The 19,660-nt window shown below is 43.8% G+C and carries 19 protein-coding genes and 2 tRNA genes; 17 read left to right on the forward strand and 4 right to left on the reverse strand.

The window, feature by feature from the left end; translation table 11 throughout:
- The first annotated feature begins 79 nt into the window (after positions 1-79).
- The 4 genes from ACZQK9_RS00710 to ACZQK9_RS00725 all read left to right on the forward strand — a co-directional run bounded on the left by ACZQK9_RS00710 (position 80) and on the right by ACZQK9_RS00725 (position 2,524).
- Positions 80-1,027: an AEC family transporter gene (locus ACZQK9_RS00710; RefSeq protein WP_178016502.1), complete on the forward strand. Its 948-nt coding sequence runs from the start codon at positions 80-82 to the stop codon at positions 1,025-1,027.
- Positions 1,028-1,157: 130 nt separating this feature from the next.
- A tRNA-Val gene (locus ACZQK9_RS00715) sits at positions 1,158-1,230 on the forward strand.
- Positions 1,231-1,237: 7 nt separating this feature from the next.
- Positions 1,238-1,311: transfer RNA gene (locus ACZQK9_RS00720), tRNA-Met, on the forward strand.
- Between the two features lie 319 nt (positions 1,312-1,630).
- Entirely contained in the window at positions 1,631-2,524 is an 894-nt protein-coding gene (locus ACZQK9_RS00725; RefSeq protein ID WP_178016503.1) for a hypothetical protein, read from the forward strand.
- A gap of 85 nt (positions 2,525-2,609) precedes the next feature.
- Here the strand turns inward: ACZQK9_RS00725 and ACZQK9_RS00730 are convergent, their stop codons facing one another.
- On the reverse strand, positions 2,610-3,644 hold the full coding sequence (locus ACZQK9_RS00730; protein ID WP_483269316.1) for a hypothetical protein: 1,035 nt from the start codon (positions 3,642-3,644) through the stop codon (positions 2,610-2,612).
- Positions 3,645-3,861: 217 nt separating this feature from the next.
- Between ACZQK9_RS00730 and ispF the strand changes: the two genes are divergently transcribed.
- From ispF to ACZQK9_RS00755, 5 genes are all read left to right on the forward strand, one after another.
- A complete protein-coding gene (gene ispF, locus ACZQK9_RS00735) occupies positions 3,862-4,428 on the forward strand; it encodes a 2-C-methyl-D-erythritol 2,4-cyclodiphosphate synthase (RefSeq protein WP_178016505.1) in 567 nt (188 codons plus the stop codon).
- A 36-nt stretch (positions 4,429-4,464) separates the two neighbouring features.
- Positions 4,465-5,475, forward strand: a complete 1,011-nt coding sequence (locus ACZQK9_RS00740) for a GNAT family N-acetyltransferase (RefSeq protein WP_483269317.1) — start codon at positions 4,465-4,467, stop codon at positions 5,473-5,475.
- Positions 5,476-5,598: 123 nt separating this feature from the next.
- A complete protein-coding gene (locus ACZQK9_RS00745; RefSeq protein ID WP_483269318.1) occupies positions 5,599-6,444 on the forward strand; it encodes a sulfide/dihydroorotate dehydrogenase-like FAD/NAD-binding protein in 846 nt (281 codons plus the stop codon).
- Positions 6,445-6,457: 13 nt separating this feature from the next.
- Complete coding sequence (gene gltA, locus ACZQK9_RS00750; RefSeq protein ID WP_483269319.1) at positions 6,458-7,846, forward strand: NADPH-dependent glutamate synthase; 1,389 nt, start codon at positions 6,458-6,460, stop codon at positions 7,844-7,846.
- A gap of 2 nt (positions 7,847-7,848) precedes the next feature.
- Positions 7,849-8,370, forward strand: a complete 522-nt coding sequence (locus ACZQK9_RS00755; RefSeq protein ID WP_178016509.1) for a DUF6106 family protein — start codon at positions 7,849-7,851, stop codon at positions 8,368-8,370.
- Positions 8,371-8,442: 72 nt separating this feature from the next.
- Here ACZQK9_RS00755 and ACZQK9_RS00760 read toward each other — a convergent pair whose 3' ends face one another.
- On the reverse strand, positions 8,443-8,676 hold the full coding sequence (locus tag ACZQK9_RS00760) for a hypothetical protein (protein ID WP_178016510.1): 234 nt from the start codon (positions 8,674-8,676) through the stop codon (positions 8,443-8,445).
- A gap of 217 nt (positions 8,677-8,893) precedes the next feature.
- Between ACZQK9_RS00760 and ACZQK9_RS00765 the strand changes: the two genes are divergently transcribed.
- The 4 genes from ACZQK9_RS00765 (at position 8,894) to ACZQK9_RS00780 (ending at position 14,456) form a co-directional block, all read left to right on the forward strand.
- A complete protein-coding gene (locus ACZQK9_RS00765) occupies positions 8,894-9,502 on the forward strand; it encodes an epoxyqueuosine reductase QueH (protein ID WP_483269320.1) in 609 nt (202 codons plus the stop codon).
- Between the two features lie 154 nt (positions 9,503-9,656).
- Positions 9,657-10,730, forward strand: coding sequence for a carbamoyl phosphate synthase small subunit (locus ACZQK9_RS00770; RefSeq protein WP_178016512.1), 1,074 nt, complete (start codon positions 9,657-9,659; stop codon positions 10,728-10,730).
- On the forward strand, positions 10,730-13,930 hold the full coding sequence (gene carB, locus ACZQK9_RS00775) for a carbamoyl-phosphate synthase large subunit (protein WP_178016513.1): 3,201 nt from the start codon (positions 10,730-10,732) through the stop codon (positions 13,928-13,930). Before ACZQK9_RS00770 ends, carB begins: the two co-directional genes overlap by 1 nt.
- A 61-nt stretch (positions 13,931-13,991) precedes the next feature.
- Positions 13,992-14,456 (forward strand): hypothetical protein, encoded by a 465-nt coding sequence (locus tag ACZQK9_RS00780; protein ID WP_483269321.1) that lies wholly within the window; start codon positions 13,992-13,994, stop codon positions 14,454-14,456.
- Here the strand turns inward: ACZQK9_RS00780 and ACZQK9_RS00785 are convergent.
- Positions 14,446-14,781 (reverse strand): helix-turn-helix domain-containing protein, encoded by a 336-nt coding sequence (locus tag ACZQK9_RS00785; RefSeq protein ID WP_483269322.1) that lies wholly within the window; start codon positions 14,779-14,781, stop codon positions 14,446-14,448. The two genes, ACZQK9_RS00780 and ACZQK9_RS00785, sit on opposite strands and share 11 nt — an antisense overlap.
- The gene (locus ACZQK9_RS00790) at positions 14,706-15,044 is read right to left on the reverse strand and encodes a helix-turn-helix domain-containing protein (RefSeq protein ID WP_216506984.1); all 339 of its coding nucleotides are present in this window, start codon (positions 15,042-15,044) and stop codon (positions 14,706-14,708) included. The genes ACZQK9_RS00785 and ACZQK9_RS00790 overlap by 76 nt, the downstream gene beginning before the upstream one ends.
- A 126-nt stretch (positions 15,045-15,170) precedes the next feature.
- Between ACZQK9_RS00790 and thyA the strand changes: the two genes are divergently transcribed.
- From thyA to ACZQK9_RS00810, 4 genes are all read left to right on the forward strand, one after another.
- Positions 15,171-16,001 carry a thymidylate synthase gene (gene thyA / locus ACZQK9_RS00795; protein WP_178016517.1) on the forward strand — a complete coding sequence of 277 codons (831 nt, stop codon included), beginning with the start codon at positions 15,171-15,173 and terminating at the stop codon, positions 15,999-16,001.
- A 22-nt stretch (positions 16,002-16,023) separates the two neighbouring features.
- Positions 16,024-16,527 carry a dihydrofolate reductase gene (locus tag ACZQK9_RS00800; protein ID WP_178016518.1) on the forward strand — a complete coding sequence of 168 codons (504 nt, stop codon included), beginning with the start codon at positions 16,024-16,026 and terminating at the stop codon, positions 16,525-16,527.
- Between the two features lie 145 nt (positions 16,528-16,672).
- Positions 16,673-17,770: a heavy metal-binding domain-containing protein gene (locus ACZQK9_RS00805; RefSeq protein WP_178016519.1), complete on the forward strand. Its 1,098-nt coding sequence runs from the start codon at positions 16,673-16,675 to the stop codon at positions 17,768-17,770.
- A 30-nt stretch (positions 17,771-17,800) separates the two neighbouring features.
- The coding region (locus ACZQK9_RS00810; RefSeq protein WP_483269323.1) for a hypothetical protein at positions 17,801-19,660 on the forward strand (1,860 nt) is incomplete at its 3' end.

Below are 19,660 nucleotides of genomic sequence, written 5' to 3' on the forward strand. Positions count from 1 at the left end.
AAATAGCGCCATTTCTTGGAATTTGTCGACGGGTGTGGTACACTAGGCAATGCAAAAAGATATTTAAGAGGAAAAAAGAATGGATAATTTTATATTTAGTGTGAATGTGACGATTCCGATTTTTTTGATTATTCTATTAGGATATATATTGAGAAGAATCGGTTTCCTGACAGACGAATTTGTGCGCGTGGCAAATAAATATGTATTTATTGTAGCGCTTCCGGTTATGTTGTTCCGGGATATTGCAGGTTCCGATGTGAGAAAGGATATGAATGTGAAGTTCTTACTGTTCTGTATGATCGTGACGATTATTATGTTCTTCCTTGTGTGGGGCATTGCAAAGCTTACCCTGAAGGACAAGACGATGGTAGGAGCGTTTGCACAGGCAGGGGCACGGGGAAGTGCAGCAATTCTGGGCGTTGCATTTGTGGAAAATATCTGTGGAGAGATTGGTATGACGCCGCTTATGATCGTAGCGGCGGTTCCGTTCTTCAATATATTATCGGTGATTATATTGGTGTTTAATGCAAACACAGAGGCGAATAAAGATTATGGTAAGATTAAAAATGCCTGTATCAACATCGCGAAAAATCCAATCATTATAGGAATTGTTCTGGGTCTCATCGCATCGCTGGTGCGATTGCCAATCCCGACAATCCCTGCACGTACGCTCAATTATATTGCACAAACTGCAACGCCGATTGCTTTGCTTGCGGTGGGAGCTGGCTTCGATACCAAACAGGCGATTGCCAGATTAAAGCCTGCACTTGGGGCAACCTTTATCAAACTGATTGGACTGCCACTTGTGTTTTTACCATTTGCGTACAAGCTTGGATTTGCACCGAGTGAGATGGTGGCAATTCTCATTATGCTGGCATCCCCGACGACGGTGAGCTGTTATGTTATGGCAAAGAATATGGATAACGATGACATTCTGACTTCCAATGTCATTGTGCTTACTACATTGCTGTCATCCGTGACGCTTACCTTGTGGATATTTATTCTGCGCACGATTGGCTGCATCTAAAAACCGCGGAAATATGCGGGATTCGGAGCACATGAAAAAAATCTGTTAAAAATTTGAAGAAAAAGGCTTGACAAATGGGAACGAGGTATGTAAAATAGCAAGAGTGTTAAGCAAACAACACAAAACGAATGGGATCTTAGCTCAGCTGGGAGAGCATCTGCCTTACAAGCAGAGGGTCATAGGTTCGAGCCCTATAGGTCCCATTTTTATGGCGGAATAGCTCAGTTGGCTAGAGCACACGGTTCATACCCGTGGTGTCGAGGGTTCAAATCCCCCTTCCGCTATTTTTTTATGCCTGGAATTCCGGTAACATTTTAGAAGATGCATGAATGCATCTTTTTTTATGGAAAAAATCGGGCAGAAGAGAAACTGCAAAATGTAACATTTTGTAATATAATGGGTGTCGAAAAAGGAAAACACCATAGTTTTTTACTTTTTTTCTGTAATACAATGTCTGAAAATGTAACAAATGAGCGAAAATTGTTACAAAAATGTTTCAAATATTTCTAAAAAATTTCAAAAATGTATTGACAAGTTAATAAATGTGATGTTAAATAGGGGAAGTTTGTTGCGAACAAACGGTTTTGGAAAAGGAGTGATTAGATGAGGTTAAACATCGATAAGCTAATGATAGGATTTGTGATGATCTTAGCGGTATGTTTATACACACCAACATTATTGGAAGATTACAAAGCCAATAGCACAACAAATGAGAAGGTAACAGAGGTACTTGCGGAAGCTCCGGCACCGGCAATGACAACAGAGTCTATGGTGCTTGCAGCAGTTACAACGCAGGAAAGCATCGGGGAAGCTGTTCAGGCAGTGGAAGTTACAGATGTGATTGGGAAAGATATGGCAAAGACTGTAACGACTGATGTAACAAAACTCACACCGAAGTTTCAGACAAAGATGGATATGACAAATATGATAGAAGAAACATCGGTTGCAGACAAAAGTGTGCTTCGGACAATGGTTGAAGCACAGACCAATCCGGTATATTCGGAATTCATTGCACATGTAAAGACATTACCAGTTGAGATCAAGCCGTCTCTGATGGCGAGCGATGAGCGAGACAAGGTATTGACAGTTCGCGACAATTATGATGAATTTCTGAATACAGTAGAGACATATTATGCAGAGCGTGGTTCAAAGAAATCTACACAGACATATGTGGCTACATATACAAATATTACCGGAGATGGAACGCTGACTGCATCCAAGGGTGTAAACTACGGACCAAGCGGAAAAGAAACTTATTATAACCTGAATATGAGTGGTGTCGTAGATATTATGCAGAGCATGGGATACAATGCGCAGTATTGGGTTCGCGAGGATGGCGTGAAGATGTATGGCGACTATGTTATGGTAGCTGCCGATTTGAATACACATCCGAGAGGATCGCTTGTGGAGAGCAGCCTTGGTACAGCGATTGTTGTAGACACAGGCGGATTTGCAGCATCAAATCCAAATCAGTTAGATATTGCAACTGCATGGTAAAAGAAAAGGGAATGTTTTCATGAATTACATGGAAACATTCCCTTTTTTTTTGTAAATTAGTAAGTTTGGATTATCAGTTATGTAGTTATGACTTGTTATTATCCTGATTATCGTACTTTGCTTTTAAATCATCCATCGGAGTGGAACCGAATGTTTCGAGTGGAGTATTTAAGGTACGCTCTAAGTCTTCTTGCTCCTTGTTCTTCTGTGCAGTACGTTTCTTCCACCAGGAGAAGAGGATGCATACGACAATGACAACTGCCGCTGCGATGATCAGTACCTTGAATACGCCGGCAGAATGATTGGTTGCCTTGGCGATGGTACGTGTCTTTACAAACATAACGTAGAACTGGATTCCTGTAGCATCATAGAATTCCTGTGCACCGGTTACGACATTATTTTTTGTATCAATCCAGTTTAAATCATCCCGATAGCAGTGAGAGTCAAATGCCTTGTCGGATTTGACCTTTGATATGCCATCCTGATTCATGATCTGCAATGTATCCTCCAGCATGCCCTTTAACTGGACACCGAGATCATCATTATAATTGTTCTGGTATGCAGAAATCATATCGTTGATATAATTATCCATGAGTGCGTTGGCTTTGACACCATATTTGAACTGACCATTATCGTTTTCGTCTACGACCAGAAGCAGTCCGTCCTCGCGCCCGCTGAATATTGTATTATATTGATCCTCTGCGTATTCGGAAATACGGTTGTCGCTGAGTGTATCTCCGGTATATCCACCTTTAAACTGCATATAGAAGGAGAAGACAATCAGGACGAGCATGAGCATGATAATAGTAACAAATGCACTGCCACCGCCATTCGTATACACATAAGTTGTTCTGCCACCATAATATCTTCTTCTTGGTGGTGGAGGTGGTGGCATACCCGGACCTCCGTGATAGTGATGTGGACCTGGCCCGTAATCGTCATATGGCCTAGGGCCGCCTCCAAAGCCACCGCCTCTCGGACCACTGCTGAAACCGCCTCCGCGTGAACCACTGCTGCTGCGGAAGCTGCTTCCGCAGCCACTGAAACTTGCACCATGATGACTGCCGCCACCGTGACCGCCACTGCTAAAGCCGCCGCCACCGCCGCCGGATCTTCCCATAATAAACCCTCCTCGTTATGTATAAATTTGTACAGTTCATTTATATATGCCTGTAATGATAACATTTTACAATGAAATGGCAAATTCGTAAATATAGAAAAGTAAATTGTGACAATTCTTTCCGTGGGAAAAAGGAAACGTTTGCATATACGTAGCAAATATGATAGATTATAGTTCGATACTTTGGTTTTGTTCGATATAAAGGAGCGTAGTGACCATGAGAGTTGGCATGGGGTACGATGTACATAAATTAGTAGAGGGACGACGCCTTGTCTTAGGAGGTGTGGAGATCCCGTATGAGAAAGGACTGCTTGGACATTCGGATGCGGATGTGCTGGTGCACGCGGTTATGGATGCTTTGCTCGGCGCGGCAGCGCTTGGCGATATCGGAAAACATTTCCCGGATACAGATCCTGCATATGAAGGGGCGGACAGTATGAAGCTTTTGGAAGAAGTACGGAAGCTTTTGGACGAGCACAATTTTATGATAGGAAATGTGGATGCGACAGTGATTGCACAGCGACCGAAGCTGGCACCATATATTGAGATGATGCGGGAGAACATTGCAGCACGGCTGTTAATTGATAAAAATCAGGTGAATGTCAAGGCAACCACAGAGGAAGGTCTGGGATTTACCGGTCAGGGGCAGGGAATCAGTTCTCAGGCGATCTGCCTGCTTGAGACAATTGATAATTTCGATTATCGCAGCTCCCGCGTGGTGGATGATACGGTAGAAAATGCTGCCAATCCATGCATGGGATGCATGGGCTGTGCGAAGAGATAAAGAAAACAAAGAGTAATAGGAGGATATTTTAGTTTCATGAGTGACGGAGACAGTTGCAGGCTCAAATATTTTGAAGGCGAACCAGAGGTACTTGCTGAGGTTCGACAGATGTGGGATGAAATATTTGATGATCCGGAGGAGTTTGCGGATTATTATTTTACAGAGATTTGTAAGCAGAATAAGATTTTACTTGCCTATAAGGGGGATGTGCTGGTGGGCATGATCCATCTGAATCCTTATGAGATGCAGGTAGAAGGAAAAAAGGAACTGTGCTATTACATAGTCGGAGTGGCTGTGAAACCGGAATATCGGGAGCAGGGGATTATGCATCGGATGATGCAATATGTGCTTGCAGATATGAAGAAGGATGACAGAATATTTGCATTTTTGATGCCGGAACGGGAAGAGTACTATGAGAGCCTGGGGTTCGAAAAAGTCTTTCATACATTGGAACTGGATATTGATATTGCAGAGCTGGAGGACGAAGATGTCGTACCGGATGATCTTTCCGGAGAGGAAGGATATTATACGAAGAATCTGAGGAATCTGTATGAGGAACGTGATGATATTTTGGAGCACCTTTCCGGTGAAGTGAATGCTGCGCTTGCAAAGAAATATCAGGTTTATGCATATCGGACGCCGCAGTATCTGGAACAGATGTGCATGGAACATCGCTGCCAGAATGGTGATGTGGTTGCTGTGTATGAGGATGGCATGCACATGGATGACGGACAGGTGGAAGAACGTCTGGCCGGTATGTTTTCCTATGATATCTACGATGATACGATGTATGTGGAACGTTTTGAGAGCTTTGATGAGCATGTGCGGTATGTACTGGATGCAGCGGTACGACTTGCCGAACAGGCATTTTGCAGAAGACTTGTGGTAACGATGTCAGAACGCCATTTCTGTGATGATATCGCAAATATGCTTGGCGTGTCAGTGCGGATGAACGAAGGGCATGGATTTATGGCAATATCTCTGCAGGAGGATGCTGCGTTGATGTCAATCCTGCATGAGGCAAGTTTTTTCGACGAAATTGTATAAAAAGATAGAAATTTCAAGAAAAACTTTGATTATGAAAGTATATGTGATATAATTTATCAGATAATGACGCATGATAAGTGATGCGTAAGTATAAAGTAAATTTTTAAGAGATAGGGGTAGACCATGTATAAGATTGTAAAAAAAGAAGTCTTAAATTCGGTTGTTGTCATGATGGAGATAGAGGCTCCTTATGTAGCTGCACGCTGTGAGGCAGGGCAGTTTGTTATTGTCAGAGTGGATGAAGATGGCGAGCGTATTCCTCTTACAATTGCGGATTTTGACCGCGAGCGCAATACAGTCGAGATTATTTTCCAGGTAGTTGGGTATTCGACTACTTTGATGGCAAAGCTGAATGAGGGCGATTACCTTCAGGATTTTGTAGGACCACTCGGACAGCCGGCACCACTTAATAAAGAGTGGAAGCGTGTGATCGGTATCGCGGGTGGCGTTGGAGCAGCTCCGCTTTATCCACAGGCAAAGAAGCTTGCTGAGCAGGGTACAAAGGTGGATGTGATTATCGGTGGACGTACTGCAGAGCTTGTGCTTCTCAAGGAGAAATTCGAGAAGTTCTGTGATAATGTATATATCATGACAGATGACGGTTCTCTTGGTGAGCAGGGCGTTGTTACAAAGAAGCTGCAGGAGCTGTTAGATGCCGGTGTGAAATATGACCATGCAATCGCAATCGGACCACTCATCATGATGAAGTTCGTAGTAGCACTTACAAAGAAGCCGGAATATAACCTTCCGACCGCAGTTTCTTTGAATCCGATCATGATCGACGGTACAGGTATGTGTGGTGGATGTCGTGTCACAGTTGGTGGCAAGACGAAGTTTGCCTGTGTAGATGGACCGGACTTCGATGGATTTGAAGTTGATTTCGATCAGTGTATGAAGCGTCAGACATTCTTCAAGGAAGAAGAACACGAATGTATGATGAAACTTCAGGCAGATCAGATGCAGAATTAGGAGGGAACGAAAGATGCCAAATATGAGTCCAACAAAGGTTCCTATGCCACAGCAGGATCCGAATGTACGAAATAAGAATTTTGAAGAGGTTGCGACTGGTTATACAGCCGAGATGGCAATGGAGGAAGCAACCAGATGTATTAATTGTAAGAATAGACCTTGTATGACCGGATGCCCGGTTAATGTACCGATTCCTGGATTTATCGAGCAGGTAGCTGCTGGTAACTTCGAGAAAGCATACGAGATCATTACAAGTGAGAATGCACTTCCGGCAATCTGTGGACGTGTCTGCCCACAGGAGAATCAGTGCGAGGGTAAGTGTATCCGTGGTATTAAGGGTGAGTCTGTATCCATCGGACGTCTGGAGCGCTTTGTAGCAGATTACCACATGGCACACGGTGCAAAGACAGAACTGAATATCGAGAAGAACGGCAAGCGTGTTGCAGTTGTAGGCTCTGGCCCTGCTGGTATTACCTGTGCAGGTGAACTTGCAAAGAAGGGTTACGATGTAACAATCTTCGAGGCATTACATAAGGCTGGTGGCGTGTTGAGCTATGGTATCCCGGAGTTCCGTCTTCCAAAGTCTCTGGTTGCAAAGGAGCTGGAAAATATTACAGATCTTGGTGTAGATCTTGAGACCAATGTTGTAATCGGGCGATCACTGACTGTAGATGATTTGTTCGCACGTGGATTTGACGCTGTGTTCCTTGGAACCGGTGCCGGGCTTCCGAACTTCCTTCGGATTCCGGGCGAGAACCTGCTTGGCGTATATTCCGCAAATGAGTTCTTAACACGTGTGAATCTGATGAAGGGTTATAAGAAGGGCGAAGTTCCAACACCTGTCAAGGTAGGTAAACGTGTTGCAGTTGTTGGTGCCGGTAACGTAGCGATGGATGCAGCAAGAACGGCTAAGAGACTTGGCGCAGAGGAAGTGTACATTGTATATCGTCGTGGCGCAGAGGAAGTACCTGCGCGTAAGGAAGAAGTGGAGCATGCGAAGGAAGAGGGCGTAATCTTCAAACTCTTAAACAATCCGGTAGAGATCCATGGAGAAGATGGATGGGTAACCGGTATCGAAGTTGTTGCACAGGAACTTGGTGAGCCGGATGCTTCCGGACGTAGACGCCCACAGCCAATTGAGGGATCGAATACGGTGATTCCGGTTGAGACAGTTGTTATCGCAATCGGTCAGTCACCGAACCCACTGATTCGTCAGACAACGGAAGGTCTGGAAACACAGAAGTGGGGCGGTATCATCGTCGATGAAGAGACCGGTGAGAGTACACGTGAGCATGTGTATGCCGGCGGAGATGTTGTTACAGGTGCAGCAACCGTTATCCTTGCAATGGGTGCCGGTAAGAAGGCAGCAAAGGCAATTGATGAGTCATTAAAGGAAATGTAAACATGGTAAATAACTTGGAAGGTTATGCAGAATACGCAGTACAAAAGAAATTAAAAGCAAAGGATCGGATGCCGGTTGTGGCATCCGTAGCTTTGATGATCGCCGGACTTGCAATCTGGACGTTTATAGCAGGCTGGGTAGGCCCGTCAATCCTAATAGTTGGTATTGCTCTTACGATTATTACAGCAACGCGGCAGGAACTGGAGTATGAGTATATATTTGTTAATGGGGATTGTGAAATCTCGAAGATTGTGAAGCGCTCGTCAAGGAAAAAGGTGTATGAGTTTGAGGCAGGTAAGATACAGAAAGTATTACCGTATACATCAATCTTGTTTGACAACGAACGTCAGGCACATCCAGAGATGGTTATCCGGGATTATACATCCTGTTTTTCGGACAGGGAAGATAAGTGGTATGCATTTATTAACAACAGTAAGAACCGTACAGAAGCGGTAATTATAGAACTGAATGATAAGTGTTTAGAACATGTGAAACTTTTTTACAAAAATAAATATAGTGAATAACAAAAATCCGGACCCCCGATTTACATCGAAGTTCCGGATTTTTTGTGTTTTACTTATACGAAATATGTACAATTATGGCTCGAGTGGGGTCATCTTAAGCCCTTTGTACATCTTGGAATAAATACTTTTTTCATCCTGATAAAGCACATAACCACGTGCACCATCTTTTACGATGTAGGCATATTTGTTCTTCTGGACATTCATATACAGAACCTCATCTACGTTTAATTCTTTTGCTTTTGCCTTCGCCGTATATACGTTAAGTGGCTCTAATTTGAATTTTTTAACTGCCTGATCCACTGTCATAGTTTCTTACCTCCCATATAGCGATTCTATCGTTTTTACTCTTGCCCTTCAAGCTGTAAAAATATATAATCATAACTAACTATATTATAGTTCTTTCGTTAGCTTTAGTATATTGTATATTATTGCCAAAGTCAACTGTGAATGTTGCACAAAAATAGGCGTTTTGCATAGGCGGTTCGACGTTTATTTTCGTCGAAGTGACAAGAAAGGGTAAAAAATGATAATCGAAAACAAACAAAATGCAAAAAAACAAAAAAAGATGCTATTGCATGTATGTTGCGCACCATGCAGTTCCCATGTGCTGAGTGTATTATATGAGGAATATGACATTACGGCTTTTTTTTACAATCCCAACATTACGGAAAAAGAAGAGTATGAAAAGCGGATTGAGGAACTGAAGCGGTTTACACAGGAAGCAGAGTTTGCGAGAGCTGTAGATGTGTGTGATGGCGCATATGAACCGGAGAAGTTTTATGCGATTGCAAAAGGTTTGGAGAAAGAACCGGAGCGGGGACGTCGCTGTTACAAGTGTTATGAGTTACGATTGGAAGAAACTGCCCGCTATGCGAAGGAGCATGGATTCGATATTTTTACGACAACATTATCGATCAGCCCGCACAAAAACGCGGCATGGCTAAATGAGATTGGAGCGCGGATGACAGAAAAATATGGTGTTGCATATCTGTACAGTGATTTCAAAAAAAAGAATGGATATGCACATTCCATCGAACTGTCGCGGGAGTATCACCTGTACCGGCAGGACTATTGTGGATGTATTTACAGCCGCTTAGAAAGGGAAGAACAAAAGAAGAATAAAAGAATCTGACAAAAGGGGTTGTGCTATGGCGAAAATTGATGTATAATTTTTGCAATTTGAGAAAAAAGAGCTTCGGATAACTATGCAATTTTTCCGTTTCACTCTTTTTTTTTGAGCAAATTTCTTGTTTTGCAAGTAAATCTAAGAAGAAAGGACAAAGACTATGAAAGCATTTCTGATACTGGAAGATGGCCATGTATTCGAGGGGAAAAGCGTCGGTTCGACCAAAGAAATTATCAGTGAGATCGTATTTAACACATCGATGACTGGTTATCTGGAAGTACTGACGGATCCTTCTTATGCAGGACAGTCTGTGTGTATGACGTATCCGTTGATTGGTAACTATGGTATTTGTAAGGAAGACATGGAGGCAGAACGTCCATGGCAGTCTGGCTTTATTGTCAGAGAATTGGCGAAGCGTCCGAGCAACTTCCGAAGTGAGGAAAGTGTCGAGTCATTTCTTATAGAAAATGATATTACCGGAATTGAGGCGATTGATACACGGGCTCTGACGAAAATTCTGCGTGACAAAGGTACGATGAAGGGCATGATCACAACGGATGAGAATTTCGACAAGGATGATTGTATTAAGCGGATCAAGGCATGGAACATGGGACATGTTGTGCTGGATGTCACATGCAAGGAGAAGATGCGTTTTCCTGGTGAAGGATATAAGGTAGCAGTCATTGACCTTGGTGTGAAGAAAAATATTGTTCGTTGTCTGCTGGAACGTGGCTGTGCGGTTACGGTATATCCGGCGGAAACTCCGGCGGAGGAGATTATCGCAGATGCACCGGACGGCATTATGCTGACAAACGGTCCTGGTGATCCGAAGGATAACGTGAAGACAATCGAAGAGATCAAGAAGCTTTTTGCAACGAAGATCCCAATTTTTGCAATCTGTCTGGGACATCAGCTTCTGGCACTTGCGAATGGCGCAGATACGCAGAAGATGAAATATGGACATCGTGGCGCAAACCATCCGGTAAAGGATTTGAAAACAGGGAAAGTATATATTTCAACACAGAATCATGGCTATGTGGTAAAGGAAGAGACACTGGATCGTGACATTGCAGAGCCAAGCTTTATCAATGTAAATGATAAGACTATCGAGGGTGTGCATTATCTTGGAAAGAATGTTCAGACAGTACAGTTCCATCCGGAGGCCTGTGCAGGTCCGCTCGATACAGGATTTTTGTTTGATGAGTTTATGAATATGATGGAGGTGTCTAAATAATGCCAAAGAATCCGCATGTAAAAAAGGTTGTAGTTATTGGATCTGGTCCGATCGTTATCGGACAGGCGGCAGAGTTTGATTATGCTGGTACACAGGCATGTCGTTCCCTGAGGGAAGAGGGCATCTGCGTTGTTTTGATCAACTCGAATCCTGCTACCATCATGACAGATAAGGATATTGCAGATAAGGTATATATCGAGCCTCTGACACCGGAGGTTGTAAAGGCAGTTATCAAGAAGGAAAAACCGGACAGTGTGCTTCCGACACTGGGTGGACAGGCAGCGTTAAATATCGCGATGGAACTGGAAGAGTCCGGTTTCCTGAAGGAACATAATGTAAGACTGCTTGGTACATCTTCGAAGACAATCAAGAAAGCAGAGGATCGTCTGGAATTCAAGAAGACCATGGAGAAGATCCATGAGCCTTGTGCACCATCCGAAGTTGTAACGAACATCAAGGATGGTCTGGCGTTTGTTGAGAAAATCGGGTATCCGATTGTGCTGCGTCCGGCGTATACACTTGGCGGTAGCGGTGGCGGTATTGCACATAACGAAGAAGAATTCGTAGAAATATTGATGAACGGACTGCGTCTGTCGCGTGTCGGTCAGGTTCTGGTCGAGCGTTGTATCGCGGGCTGGAAAGAGATAGAGTACGAGGTTATGCGTGATGCGAACGGTACCTGTATTACCGTATGTAATATGGAGAATCTGGATCCCGTTGGTGTCCATACCGGAGATTCCATCGTTGTCGCGCCATCACAGACACTGGCAGATAAGGAATACCAGATGCTTCGTAGTGCTGCTTTAAATATCATTACCGAGCTTGGTATCCAGGGTGGATGTAACGTACAGTTCGCATTGCATCCGACAACATTTGAATATTGCGTAATCGAGGTAAATCCGCGAGTAAGCCGTTCTTCTGCACTTGCTTCAAAAGCAACCGGTTATCCGATCGCGAAGGTGGCTGCGAAGATTGCACTTGGATACAATCTGGACGAAATCAAGAATGCAATCACTGGCAAGACTTATGCAAGCTTTGAGCCGGCGCTTGATTATGTTGTAGTCAAGATGCCGAGACTTCCTTTCGATAAGTTCATCAAGGCAAGCCGGAAGCTGACGACGCAGATGAAGGCAACCGGTGAGGTTATGAGTATCTGTACGAATTTTGAGGGTGCACTGATGAAGGCACTTCGTTCGCTTGAACAGCATGTGGACAGCCTGATCTACGAGAATTACAATGATCTTCCGACGGAAGAAATCCATGAGATGCTGCACCGTGTTGATGACCGTCGAATCTTCGTTATCGCAGAAGCACTGCGCCGTGGAATCTCTGCAGAAGAAATCCATGATATTACGAAGGTAGATATCTGGTTTATTGACAAGATCAACAATATTGTACAGGAAGAAAAATTGCTGCGTGAGACACCTGAAATCACAAAAGAAATGATGCAGGAAGCAAAGCGCATGGAGTTTCCGGACAAGGTAATCGCACAGATTACAGGAAAGAAAGAAAAGGAAATCAAGGAGCTTCGTTATGGCTATGGCATCCATGCATCCTACAAGATCGTAGATACCTGTGCGGCGGAGTTTGAGGCGGAGACACCATATTACTATTCCTGCTACGATGGAGAATCGGAAGTCGAAGTGGATGAGAATAAGAAGAAGATCATGGTACTTGGCTCCGGTCCAATCCGTATCGGACAGGGTATCGAGTTTGATTACTGTTCGGTACACAGTACATGGACATTGAAGAATAAGGGCTATGAGACCATTATTGTAAATAATAATCCGGAGACAGTCAGTACAGACTTCGATATCGCAGATCGTCTGTATTTCGAGCCGCTTACGGCAGAAGATGTAGAGTCTATCGTAAATATCGAGAAGCCGGACGGTGCGGTTGTACAGTTCGGTGGACAGACAGCCATCAAGCTGACGGAGGCGCTTTTGGAGATGGGTGTGACAATCCTTGGTACAAGTGCTGAGAATGTTGATGCAGCCGAAGACCGTGAACTGTTCGATGAGATTTTGGAGAAGTGCTGTATCCCAAGAGCAGCCGGTAAGACTGTATTTACTGTAAAGGAAGCATTGGGAGCTGCCAACGAGCTTGGTTATCCGGTCCTTGTCCGTCCTTCCTATGTATTGGGTGGACAGGGTATGCAGATTGCAATCTCGGATAAGGATATTATTGAGTTTATGGAGATTATCAACCGGCATGAGCAGGAACATCCGGTTCTGGTTGATAAATATCTGATGGGTAAGGAAATCGAGGTCGATGCCGTATGTGATGGCGACGATATCCTGATTCCTGGTATCATGGAGCATATCGAGCGTGCAGGTATCCATTCCGGAGATAGTATCTCCGTGTACCCGGCACAGACGATCACACCGAAGATCAAGCGTGTGCTCGAAAACTACACGAAGAAGCTTGCGAACAGCCTGCATGTTATCGGACTGATTAATATTCAGTTTATTGTATATCAGGATGAGGTATATGTCATCGAGGTTAACCCACGATCAAGCCGTACGGTTCCATATATCAGTAAGGTAACCGGTATTCCAATCGTTGATCTTGCAACGAGAGTTATCACAGGCGAGAAGATCAAGGATATGGGCTATACACCGGGATTACAGCCGGAATCTGAATACTTCGCAATCAAGATGCCGGTATTCTCCTTCGAGAAGATCCGGGGGGCTGAGATCAGCCTTGGACCGGAGATGAAATCAACGGGTGAGTGTCTTGGTATCTCGAAAAATTACAACGAAGCGTTGTTCAAGGCGTTCCTTGGAAACGGCGTGAATCTGCCGAAATACAAGAAGATGATACTTACAGTGAAAGATTCCGATAAGCTGGATGCGGTGGAAATCGGACAGCGGTTTACCGCACTTGGTTATGAGATCTACTCAACAAGAAGTACCTGCCGCGTTCTGAATGAAAATGGTGTTCCGGCAAAACCGATTAACAAGGTGGAGGAGCCTTCTCCAAACCTTCTGGATCTGATTCTGTCGCATGAAATCGATCTTGTTATTGATACACCATCCCAGGGTGTAGAACACAGCAAGGACGGCTTCGTGATCCGTCGAAATGCGATCGAGACAGGTGTGACAGTCCTCACAAGCTTAGATACCGCACATGCGCTTCTTACCAGCTTGGAGTCATCTGACAGACACAATCTTTCTCTTGTGGATATAAGCGAAATATAGTAAAATGAAGGTAACCATGCAGATAACCTGTCTGGTTACCTTTATTTTTTGAGGTGATGGAATGAATATTGGTTCGATGAGTAATAACTATATAATTCCATATAGCGTTGTCAGCCGCGTGACACCGGTCAATGCGGACAATACGGTCGACACTTCCACGAAGGTGAAGCCGGTCGAATGTCAGACGTGTAAGAACCGGGAATATGTCGATGGTTCGAACGAACCGGATGTGTCATTTAAGACACCGGGCAAGATTGCGGCAGGAGAATCGTACGCGAAAGTAAGTGCACATGAACGGGAGCACGTGGCGAATGCGATTCAGAAAAGCAGCAAGCCGGGTGCAAAGCTGATATCGGCGAATGTGACATTGAAGATGGGAGTCTGTCCGGAATGTGGCAGAACATATGTTGCCGGTGGTGAGACAACCACGCAGATTCAGTATTCGGAGAGCAATCCATATGAGAAGAACCGGAAACAGGCAGAAGCCGGATTCCTGATCGGAAACAATTTTGATGCTACTTCTTAGACCAGCATTTGACGTTGCGCTTTCGGTTGCGCTTCGTGTCTGCTTTATATCTTATTTCACATAACGAATTTAAATATTGCAGATAATGCTTTTGTGAATCGAGCAAGTCCTCCGGGAAAAGCGGAAGCAGCAGTTTCACGGGATTTTGTTTATAGAAGATACATAGCCTGACAAAAAAATCCATGGTCGGTTTTCGATAGTCTGATTCTAAGTGGCAATATGATGAACGTGAGATGCCGGTCGATGCGGCTATTTCTTTCTGGGTGTAACCGGAGTGGAGTCGGAGACGAATGAGTATAGCTCCGAAGGTTTTGATATCTGACATGACAGATCCTCGCTTTCTGGATAAATTTGAAAATTAGAATGAAATAATTTGGAAGCAGCTGCTTCCAGAAAAATAGAAAAGAAATCATATTCGAGAAGTATGGTGAGCTCAGCCAGAACATCTACCGGTGGCGCGCATCTTCCCGTTTCATAGTTACTATAGGCTTGTCTTGTAATGTTGAGTCGCTTGGATATATCGGTTTGATTCAGATGTTTTTGACGACGTGAAATTTTTAGACGAGGCCCGAATTCTTTTGGAATCATAGAATGTACCTCCATGGGCATTATGTTATCAGAAAAAGATAGAATTACAAGCAGAAAAAATAAGATTGGCACATATTCACAACCACGACTGTGAATATTGCACAAAATAGGAGAAGGAGACAGAATATGAGTAAAGCAGATGATTTGTTCATTGCAATGTGTAAGGATATTATTGAGAATGGTTACGATACAAAAGGGGAAAAAGTTCGCCCCAAATGGGAGGATGGAACGTCTGCGTATACGATCAAACGGTTTGGCGTTGTGAACCGGTATAATCTGGCAGAGGAGTTTCCGGCAATCACGCTGCGCAAAACATATGTGAAATCCGCGATTGATGAATTGCTCTGGATCTGGCAGAAAAAATCAAACAACGTACATGATCTGCACAGCCACATCTGGGATGCGTGGGCGGATGAGGATGGTTCAATCGGTAAGGCGTATGGCTACCAGCTTGGTGTGAAACATAAGTACAAGGAGGGGATGATGGATCAGGTGGACCGGGTAATCTATGACCTGAAGAATAATCCATACAGCCGTCGTATCATGACAAACATCTATGTGCATCAGGATCTGTCAGAGATGAATCTGTATCCGTGTGCGTACAGTGTGACTTTTAATGTGACAGGCAATAAATTAAATGCGATCTTAAATCAACGTTCACAGGATGTGCTTGCAGCGAACAACTGGAATGTTGTGCAATATGCGGTTCTGGTCTATATGCTGGCACAGGTAACCGGATTCGAACCGGGAGAACTGGTGCATGTGATCGCAGATGCACACATCTATGACAGACATATCCCGATCGTGGAGGAACTAATCAGCCGGCCGACTTATCCGGCACCGAAATTCAAAATGAATCCGGACATTAAGGATTTTTATGATTTCACGGTCGATGATTTTACGATTGAGGATTATCAGACCGGACCACAGATCAAGAACATACCGATAGCAATTTGAGTTGAAATATATGGAGGGTAACATGGATTTAATAGTAGCGGTTGACAATAACTGGGCGATTGGAAACAAGGGTGATTTGCTTGTTTCAATACCGGAGGATCACAAATTCTTCCGTCAGACGACGATGGGAAATGTTGTCGTGCTCGGAAGAAAAACACTGGCAGGATTTCCGAACGGTCTGCCACTTGCGGGAAGAGATAATATTATTTTATCAACCGATCCGGATTATACCGTGCGAGGGGGTACGGTTGTACATTCGAAGGAAGAACTTTTTGAGACACTCAAACAGTATGCGGACAAGGAAATCTTCGTGATTGGTGGTGGACAGATCTATGAGATGCTGCTTCCGTATTGTAAGTATGCGCATGTGACGAAAATCAATTATGATTATGCAGCGGATACCCATTTTCCGAATTTGGACGAACTGGAGAACTGGGAAATGATCGCGGACAGTGATGAGCATACCTATTTCGATTTGGAATTTTATTTCCACAAATATGAGAATAAAAGTCCGTTAGCATTTTAGAAATTTGGTGATTTTTGCATAATATGCACAAAATAATTGATGAAAATGTTATAAATCATACAAAAAGTCTTTCAAATACGACGGAAGTATGGTATCATTTAAGGTATATTTGAGCGATTATTTTTATTTTGGGAGGGTAATAAAAATGGCAGATGTAATGTTGACGTCCGGACAGGGCTTTGAGGGTTACGAAATCGTAGAGTATTTGGGATTTGTGAATGTACAGTCTGTACTTAGCTCGAACTTTTTTAAGGGCTTTGCAGCCGGTGTAAGTGAGATGTCAGATTCCGAGAGTGAGAAGTTGACAGGTAAGCTTGAGCAGGTAAATGAGACAGCTTTGAAACGTTTGCAGACAATTGCAGCAAGAAAGAAAGCAGATGCGGTAATTGGTGTAGAACTGAACTATACACAGTTCGCCAGCTATTCCGTAGGAACAATCGCTTCAGGTACAGCAGTTCGCCTGAAGAAGAAGCCGGAGGAAAACCCGATTACAGAAAAATTTCTGTATGTCAGCAACTACTATAACCGTCTGGTTCCAAGACCGGTTCGTGTATGGTTACGTGGATCAAAGAATGGGGTAACCATTTCTGCAGATTTCTTTAATTATAACAAAGATGATATTTGTGCAATCCGTGCAGATGTCGAGTTGACAAATCTGTATGAAGAGAGATTGCTGTTAAAAGATTTGGATTTTGTATTTCAGAAAGGAAATGTTTCTCTGATTGAATCCAAGGATATGGAGTGTAAGCTTCCTGCAAAGGATATTCTACTTTTGAAGGATGCAAAGGTTCGTATCTCAAAATATGTGACAAGCCGTGGCGTATATGCATGCAACGATCAGCCTATCGATGTTACTATGCCGTTACATAGGTTATCTGCGCTTAAGGAGAAACGAGGTATTGATGCGGTAGAGAAGTATCGTACCGACGGCATGATCTGGACTTGTAACTGTGGCTATGTGAATGAAGCTGGTGCAGATGAGTGTCTGATTTGTGGACGGAAGCAGGAAGATATGAAGAGCACATCGAAGTTCAATCCGGATGAGATGCTTGCAAAGATGCAGACGAAGGAATATGTCATTGAATTGAAGGACGTATTGATGGAATACATCAAGGATATTGATAATGAGTACAGAATGGAACTCCTGGAGATTATGGAGTCCGGATTGCAGTATGAGAAGACAAGAGGTAACATGAAGGATACTGTAATTGAGAAGGTAGAAAAGGTGTTTGAAGGACACTAAGTAAAGTGGAACTGACAGAGGTGACAGGGCATGGGCGCAGGACTCAGCATGGCGAGTGTAAATAAAATTAAAGAGTTGGCGAATTCCAGAGAATACAGTCTGGCACTTGAGTTAGTGGAACATCAGGATTTGACAAAATCGCTGAACCCACAGTTTTTGAGACTGTGTGGAGAGATTTACATAAAAAATGACAAATATAAGGATGCCAGACGATGCCTGATCATGGCGCATCGTTTGGGACCGGAGTCAAAACGGATCCTGTATACGTTCGTGGAGCTTTATCTGCGGATGGGATATTTCCAGTTGGCAAAAACATATTATGATATGTATATGTTTGATGCCAATGCATATGATAGCCGGGACATCGAATATGTCTGGAACAAGCATGAACATGCGGATGATTACAAGCTGCTGGAACCTTTGATTGGTGGATATGCACATAATCTGGATTATGACTGGAGCTTTGAGTTGTATCTACTCTATAAAAAAGAGGGAAAACAGAATGAGGCAGATGCGCTGGCAGAGTTGTATCATGCATCGTTTAAGAATTCGGAGAACAGTCAGATTATATTGGATATTGAAGCTGGAAAAGCAAAGGTAGATACATATTTTAATATATATGCGGATACTGAAGCTGCGGATGATAGTCCGGATATGGAAGCACTTCGTACAGAAGAACAGGAACTGCTTGCAACCGATGATCTGCGAATGCATCCGAAAGAGGCGGAGATTACAATTATGTATGAGGATTCTTATGCACCTGCCGGCTCGGAGAAAAAAGTGCAGAAGATGCTCAAAAAACAGGAACGCGAGGAGCAACGGAAAGAAAAGAAACTGCTGAAAAAACAGAAACAGCAGGAAAAGGCTGAGGCTGTGGCGACAGCGGAAGCTGGGGAGAAAGCGAATGCAGAAGCAGAGGTGAAACGAGACACCGAAGCAAAATCAGAACCAGAGCCGAAAGCACCTGAGACAGTTGCAGATGAAACAGAACAAAAGGTAACTGTGGAGGCATCTGGGACAGAAACGGAAAAGGAAACAAAAAAGGGATTTTCCCAAAGGTGGAAGAAAAAGAAACACGAGGAAGAATCCGAAGAAGTTGTTTCGGATGAAGAAGTGGTGGAGAAGAAAGAGACTCCGGCACCAGAGACTGCAGAGAATGTGGAAGAGAAAAAAGAGTCTGGAACAACCGATATAGAGGATACAAAAGAAACAACATCGGAATCAAAAGATGCAAAGACATTGGAAGAACCGAAAAAATCAAATAGTGACATTTCATCAGAGATTGCAGAGACAACAGGGCAGGCGGAAGATATGAGACATAGAAAAGGAACAATTGCAAAAGATGTAGTCGTAGTAGATGAAGATGACGGGTTTGAAGCGGAAGCAGATACAATCGAAGAGCTTACGGAAAAAGAACATGGAACGCAGGTGTCTGAGATGAAAGAAGCAGAAGTGACAAACGGGAAACCGGTGTTTGAGTTCCAGACTCTGGAACTGGCACCGGAAGATTTTGAAGAAGAATATGAGGTGGATGATTTCTCTGAGAAGCTGGATGCAGAATTCGGAGAGATGAAGATGCCGGAACCAAAACCGGAGATCGAGGTAGAAGTCGAAGAGCCAGAGACAGTAGAACCGGAGCCGGAGATGGAGACTGAGCCAGAACCGGAGATCGAGGAGACGGTGGAAGAAGCTGTTGAAGAAGAATCGGAGAATGAGGTAGAAGTCGAAGAGCCAGAGACAGTGGAACCGGAGCCGAAGATGGAGACTGAGCCAGAACCGGAGATCGAGGAGACGGTGGAAGAAGCTGTTGAAGAAGAACCGGAGAATGAGGTAGAAGTCGAAGAGTCAGAGACAGTAGAACCGGAGCCGGAGATGGAAACTGAGCCGGAA

The sequence above is a fragment of the Wujia sp. genome, assembly GCF_056872695.1.

Excerpts from the sequence above, each read along its gene's own strand:
- ACZQK9_RS00710 (WP_178016502.1), top strand. The coding sequence starts at position 80 with ATGGATAATTTTATATTTAGTGTGAATGTGACGATTCCGATTTTTTTG.
- ACZQK9_RS00725 (WP_178016503.1), top strand. The coding sequence starts at position 1,631 with ATGAGGTTAAACATCGATAAGCTAATGATAGGATTTGTGATGATCTTA.
- ACZQK9_RS00730 (WP_483269316.1), bottom strand. The coding sequence starts at position 3,644 with ATGGGAAGATCCGGCGGCGGTGGCGGCGGCTTTAGCAGTGGCGGTCAC.
- ispF (WP_178016505.1), top strand. The coding sequence starts at position 3,862 with ATGAGAGTTGGCATGGGGTACGATGTACATAAATTAGTAGAGGGACGA.
- ACZQK9_RS00740 (WP_483269317.1), top strand. The coding sequence starts at position 4,465 with ATGAGTGACGGAGACAGTTGCAGGCTCAAATATTTTGAAGGCGAACCA.
- ACZQK9_RS00745 (WP_483269318.1), top strand. The coding sequence starts at position 5,599 with ATGTATAAGATTGTAAAAAAAGAAGTCTTAAATTCGGTTGTTGTCATG.
- gltA (WP_483269319.1), top strand. The coding sequence starts at position 6,458 with ATGCCAAATATGAGTCCAACAAAGGTTCCTATGCCACAGCAGGATCCG.
- ACZQK9_RS00755 (WP_178016509.1), top strand. The coding sequence starts at position 7,849 with ATGGTAAATAACTTGGAAGGTTATGCAGAATACGCAGTACAAAAGAAA.
- ACZQK9_RS00760 (WP_178016510.1), bottom strand. The coding sequence starts at position 8,676 with ATGACAGTGGATCAGGCAGTTAAAAAATTCAAATTAGAGCCACTTAAC.
- ACZQK9_RS00765 (WP_483269320.1), top strand. The coding sequence starts at position 8,894 with ATGATAATCGAAAACAAACAAAATGCAAAAAAACAAAAAAAGATGCTA.
- ACZQK9_RS00770 (WP_178016512.1), top strand. The coding sequence starts at position 9,657 with ATGAAAGCATTTCTGATACTGGAAGATGGCCATGTATTCGAGGGGAAA.
- carB (WP_178016513.1), top strand. The coding sequence starts at position 10,730 with ATGCCAAAGAATCCGCATGTAAAAAAGGTTGTAGTTATTGGATCTGGT.
- ACZQK9_RS00780 (WP_483269321.1), top strand. The coding sequence starts at position 13,992 with ATGAATATTGGTTCGATGAGTAATAACTATATAATTCCATATAGCGTT.
- ACZQK9_RS00785 (WP_483269322.1), bottom strand. The coding sequence starts at position 14,781 with ATGTCAGATATCAAAACCTTCGGAGCTATACTCATTCGTCTCCGACTC.
- ACZQK9_RS00790 (WP_216506984.1), bottom strand. The coding sequence starts at position 15,044 with ATGATTCCAAAAGAATTCGGGCCTCGTCTAAAAATTTCACGTCGTCAA.
- thyA (WP_178016517.1), top strand. The coding sequence starts at position 15,171 with ATGAGTAAAGCAGATGATTTGTTCATTGCAATGTGTAAGGATATTATT.
- ACZQK9_RS00800 (WP_178016518.1), top strand. The coding sequence starts at position 16,024 with ATGGATTTAATAGTAGCGGTTGACAATAACTGGGCGATTGGAAACAAG.
- ACZQK9_RS00805 (WP_178016519.1), top strand. The coding sequence starts at position 16,673 with ATGGCAGATGTAATGTTGACGTCCGGACAGGGCTTTGAGGGTTACGAA.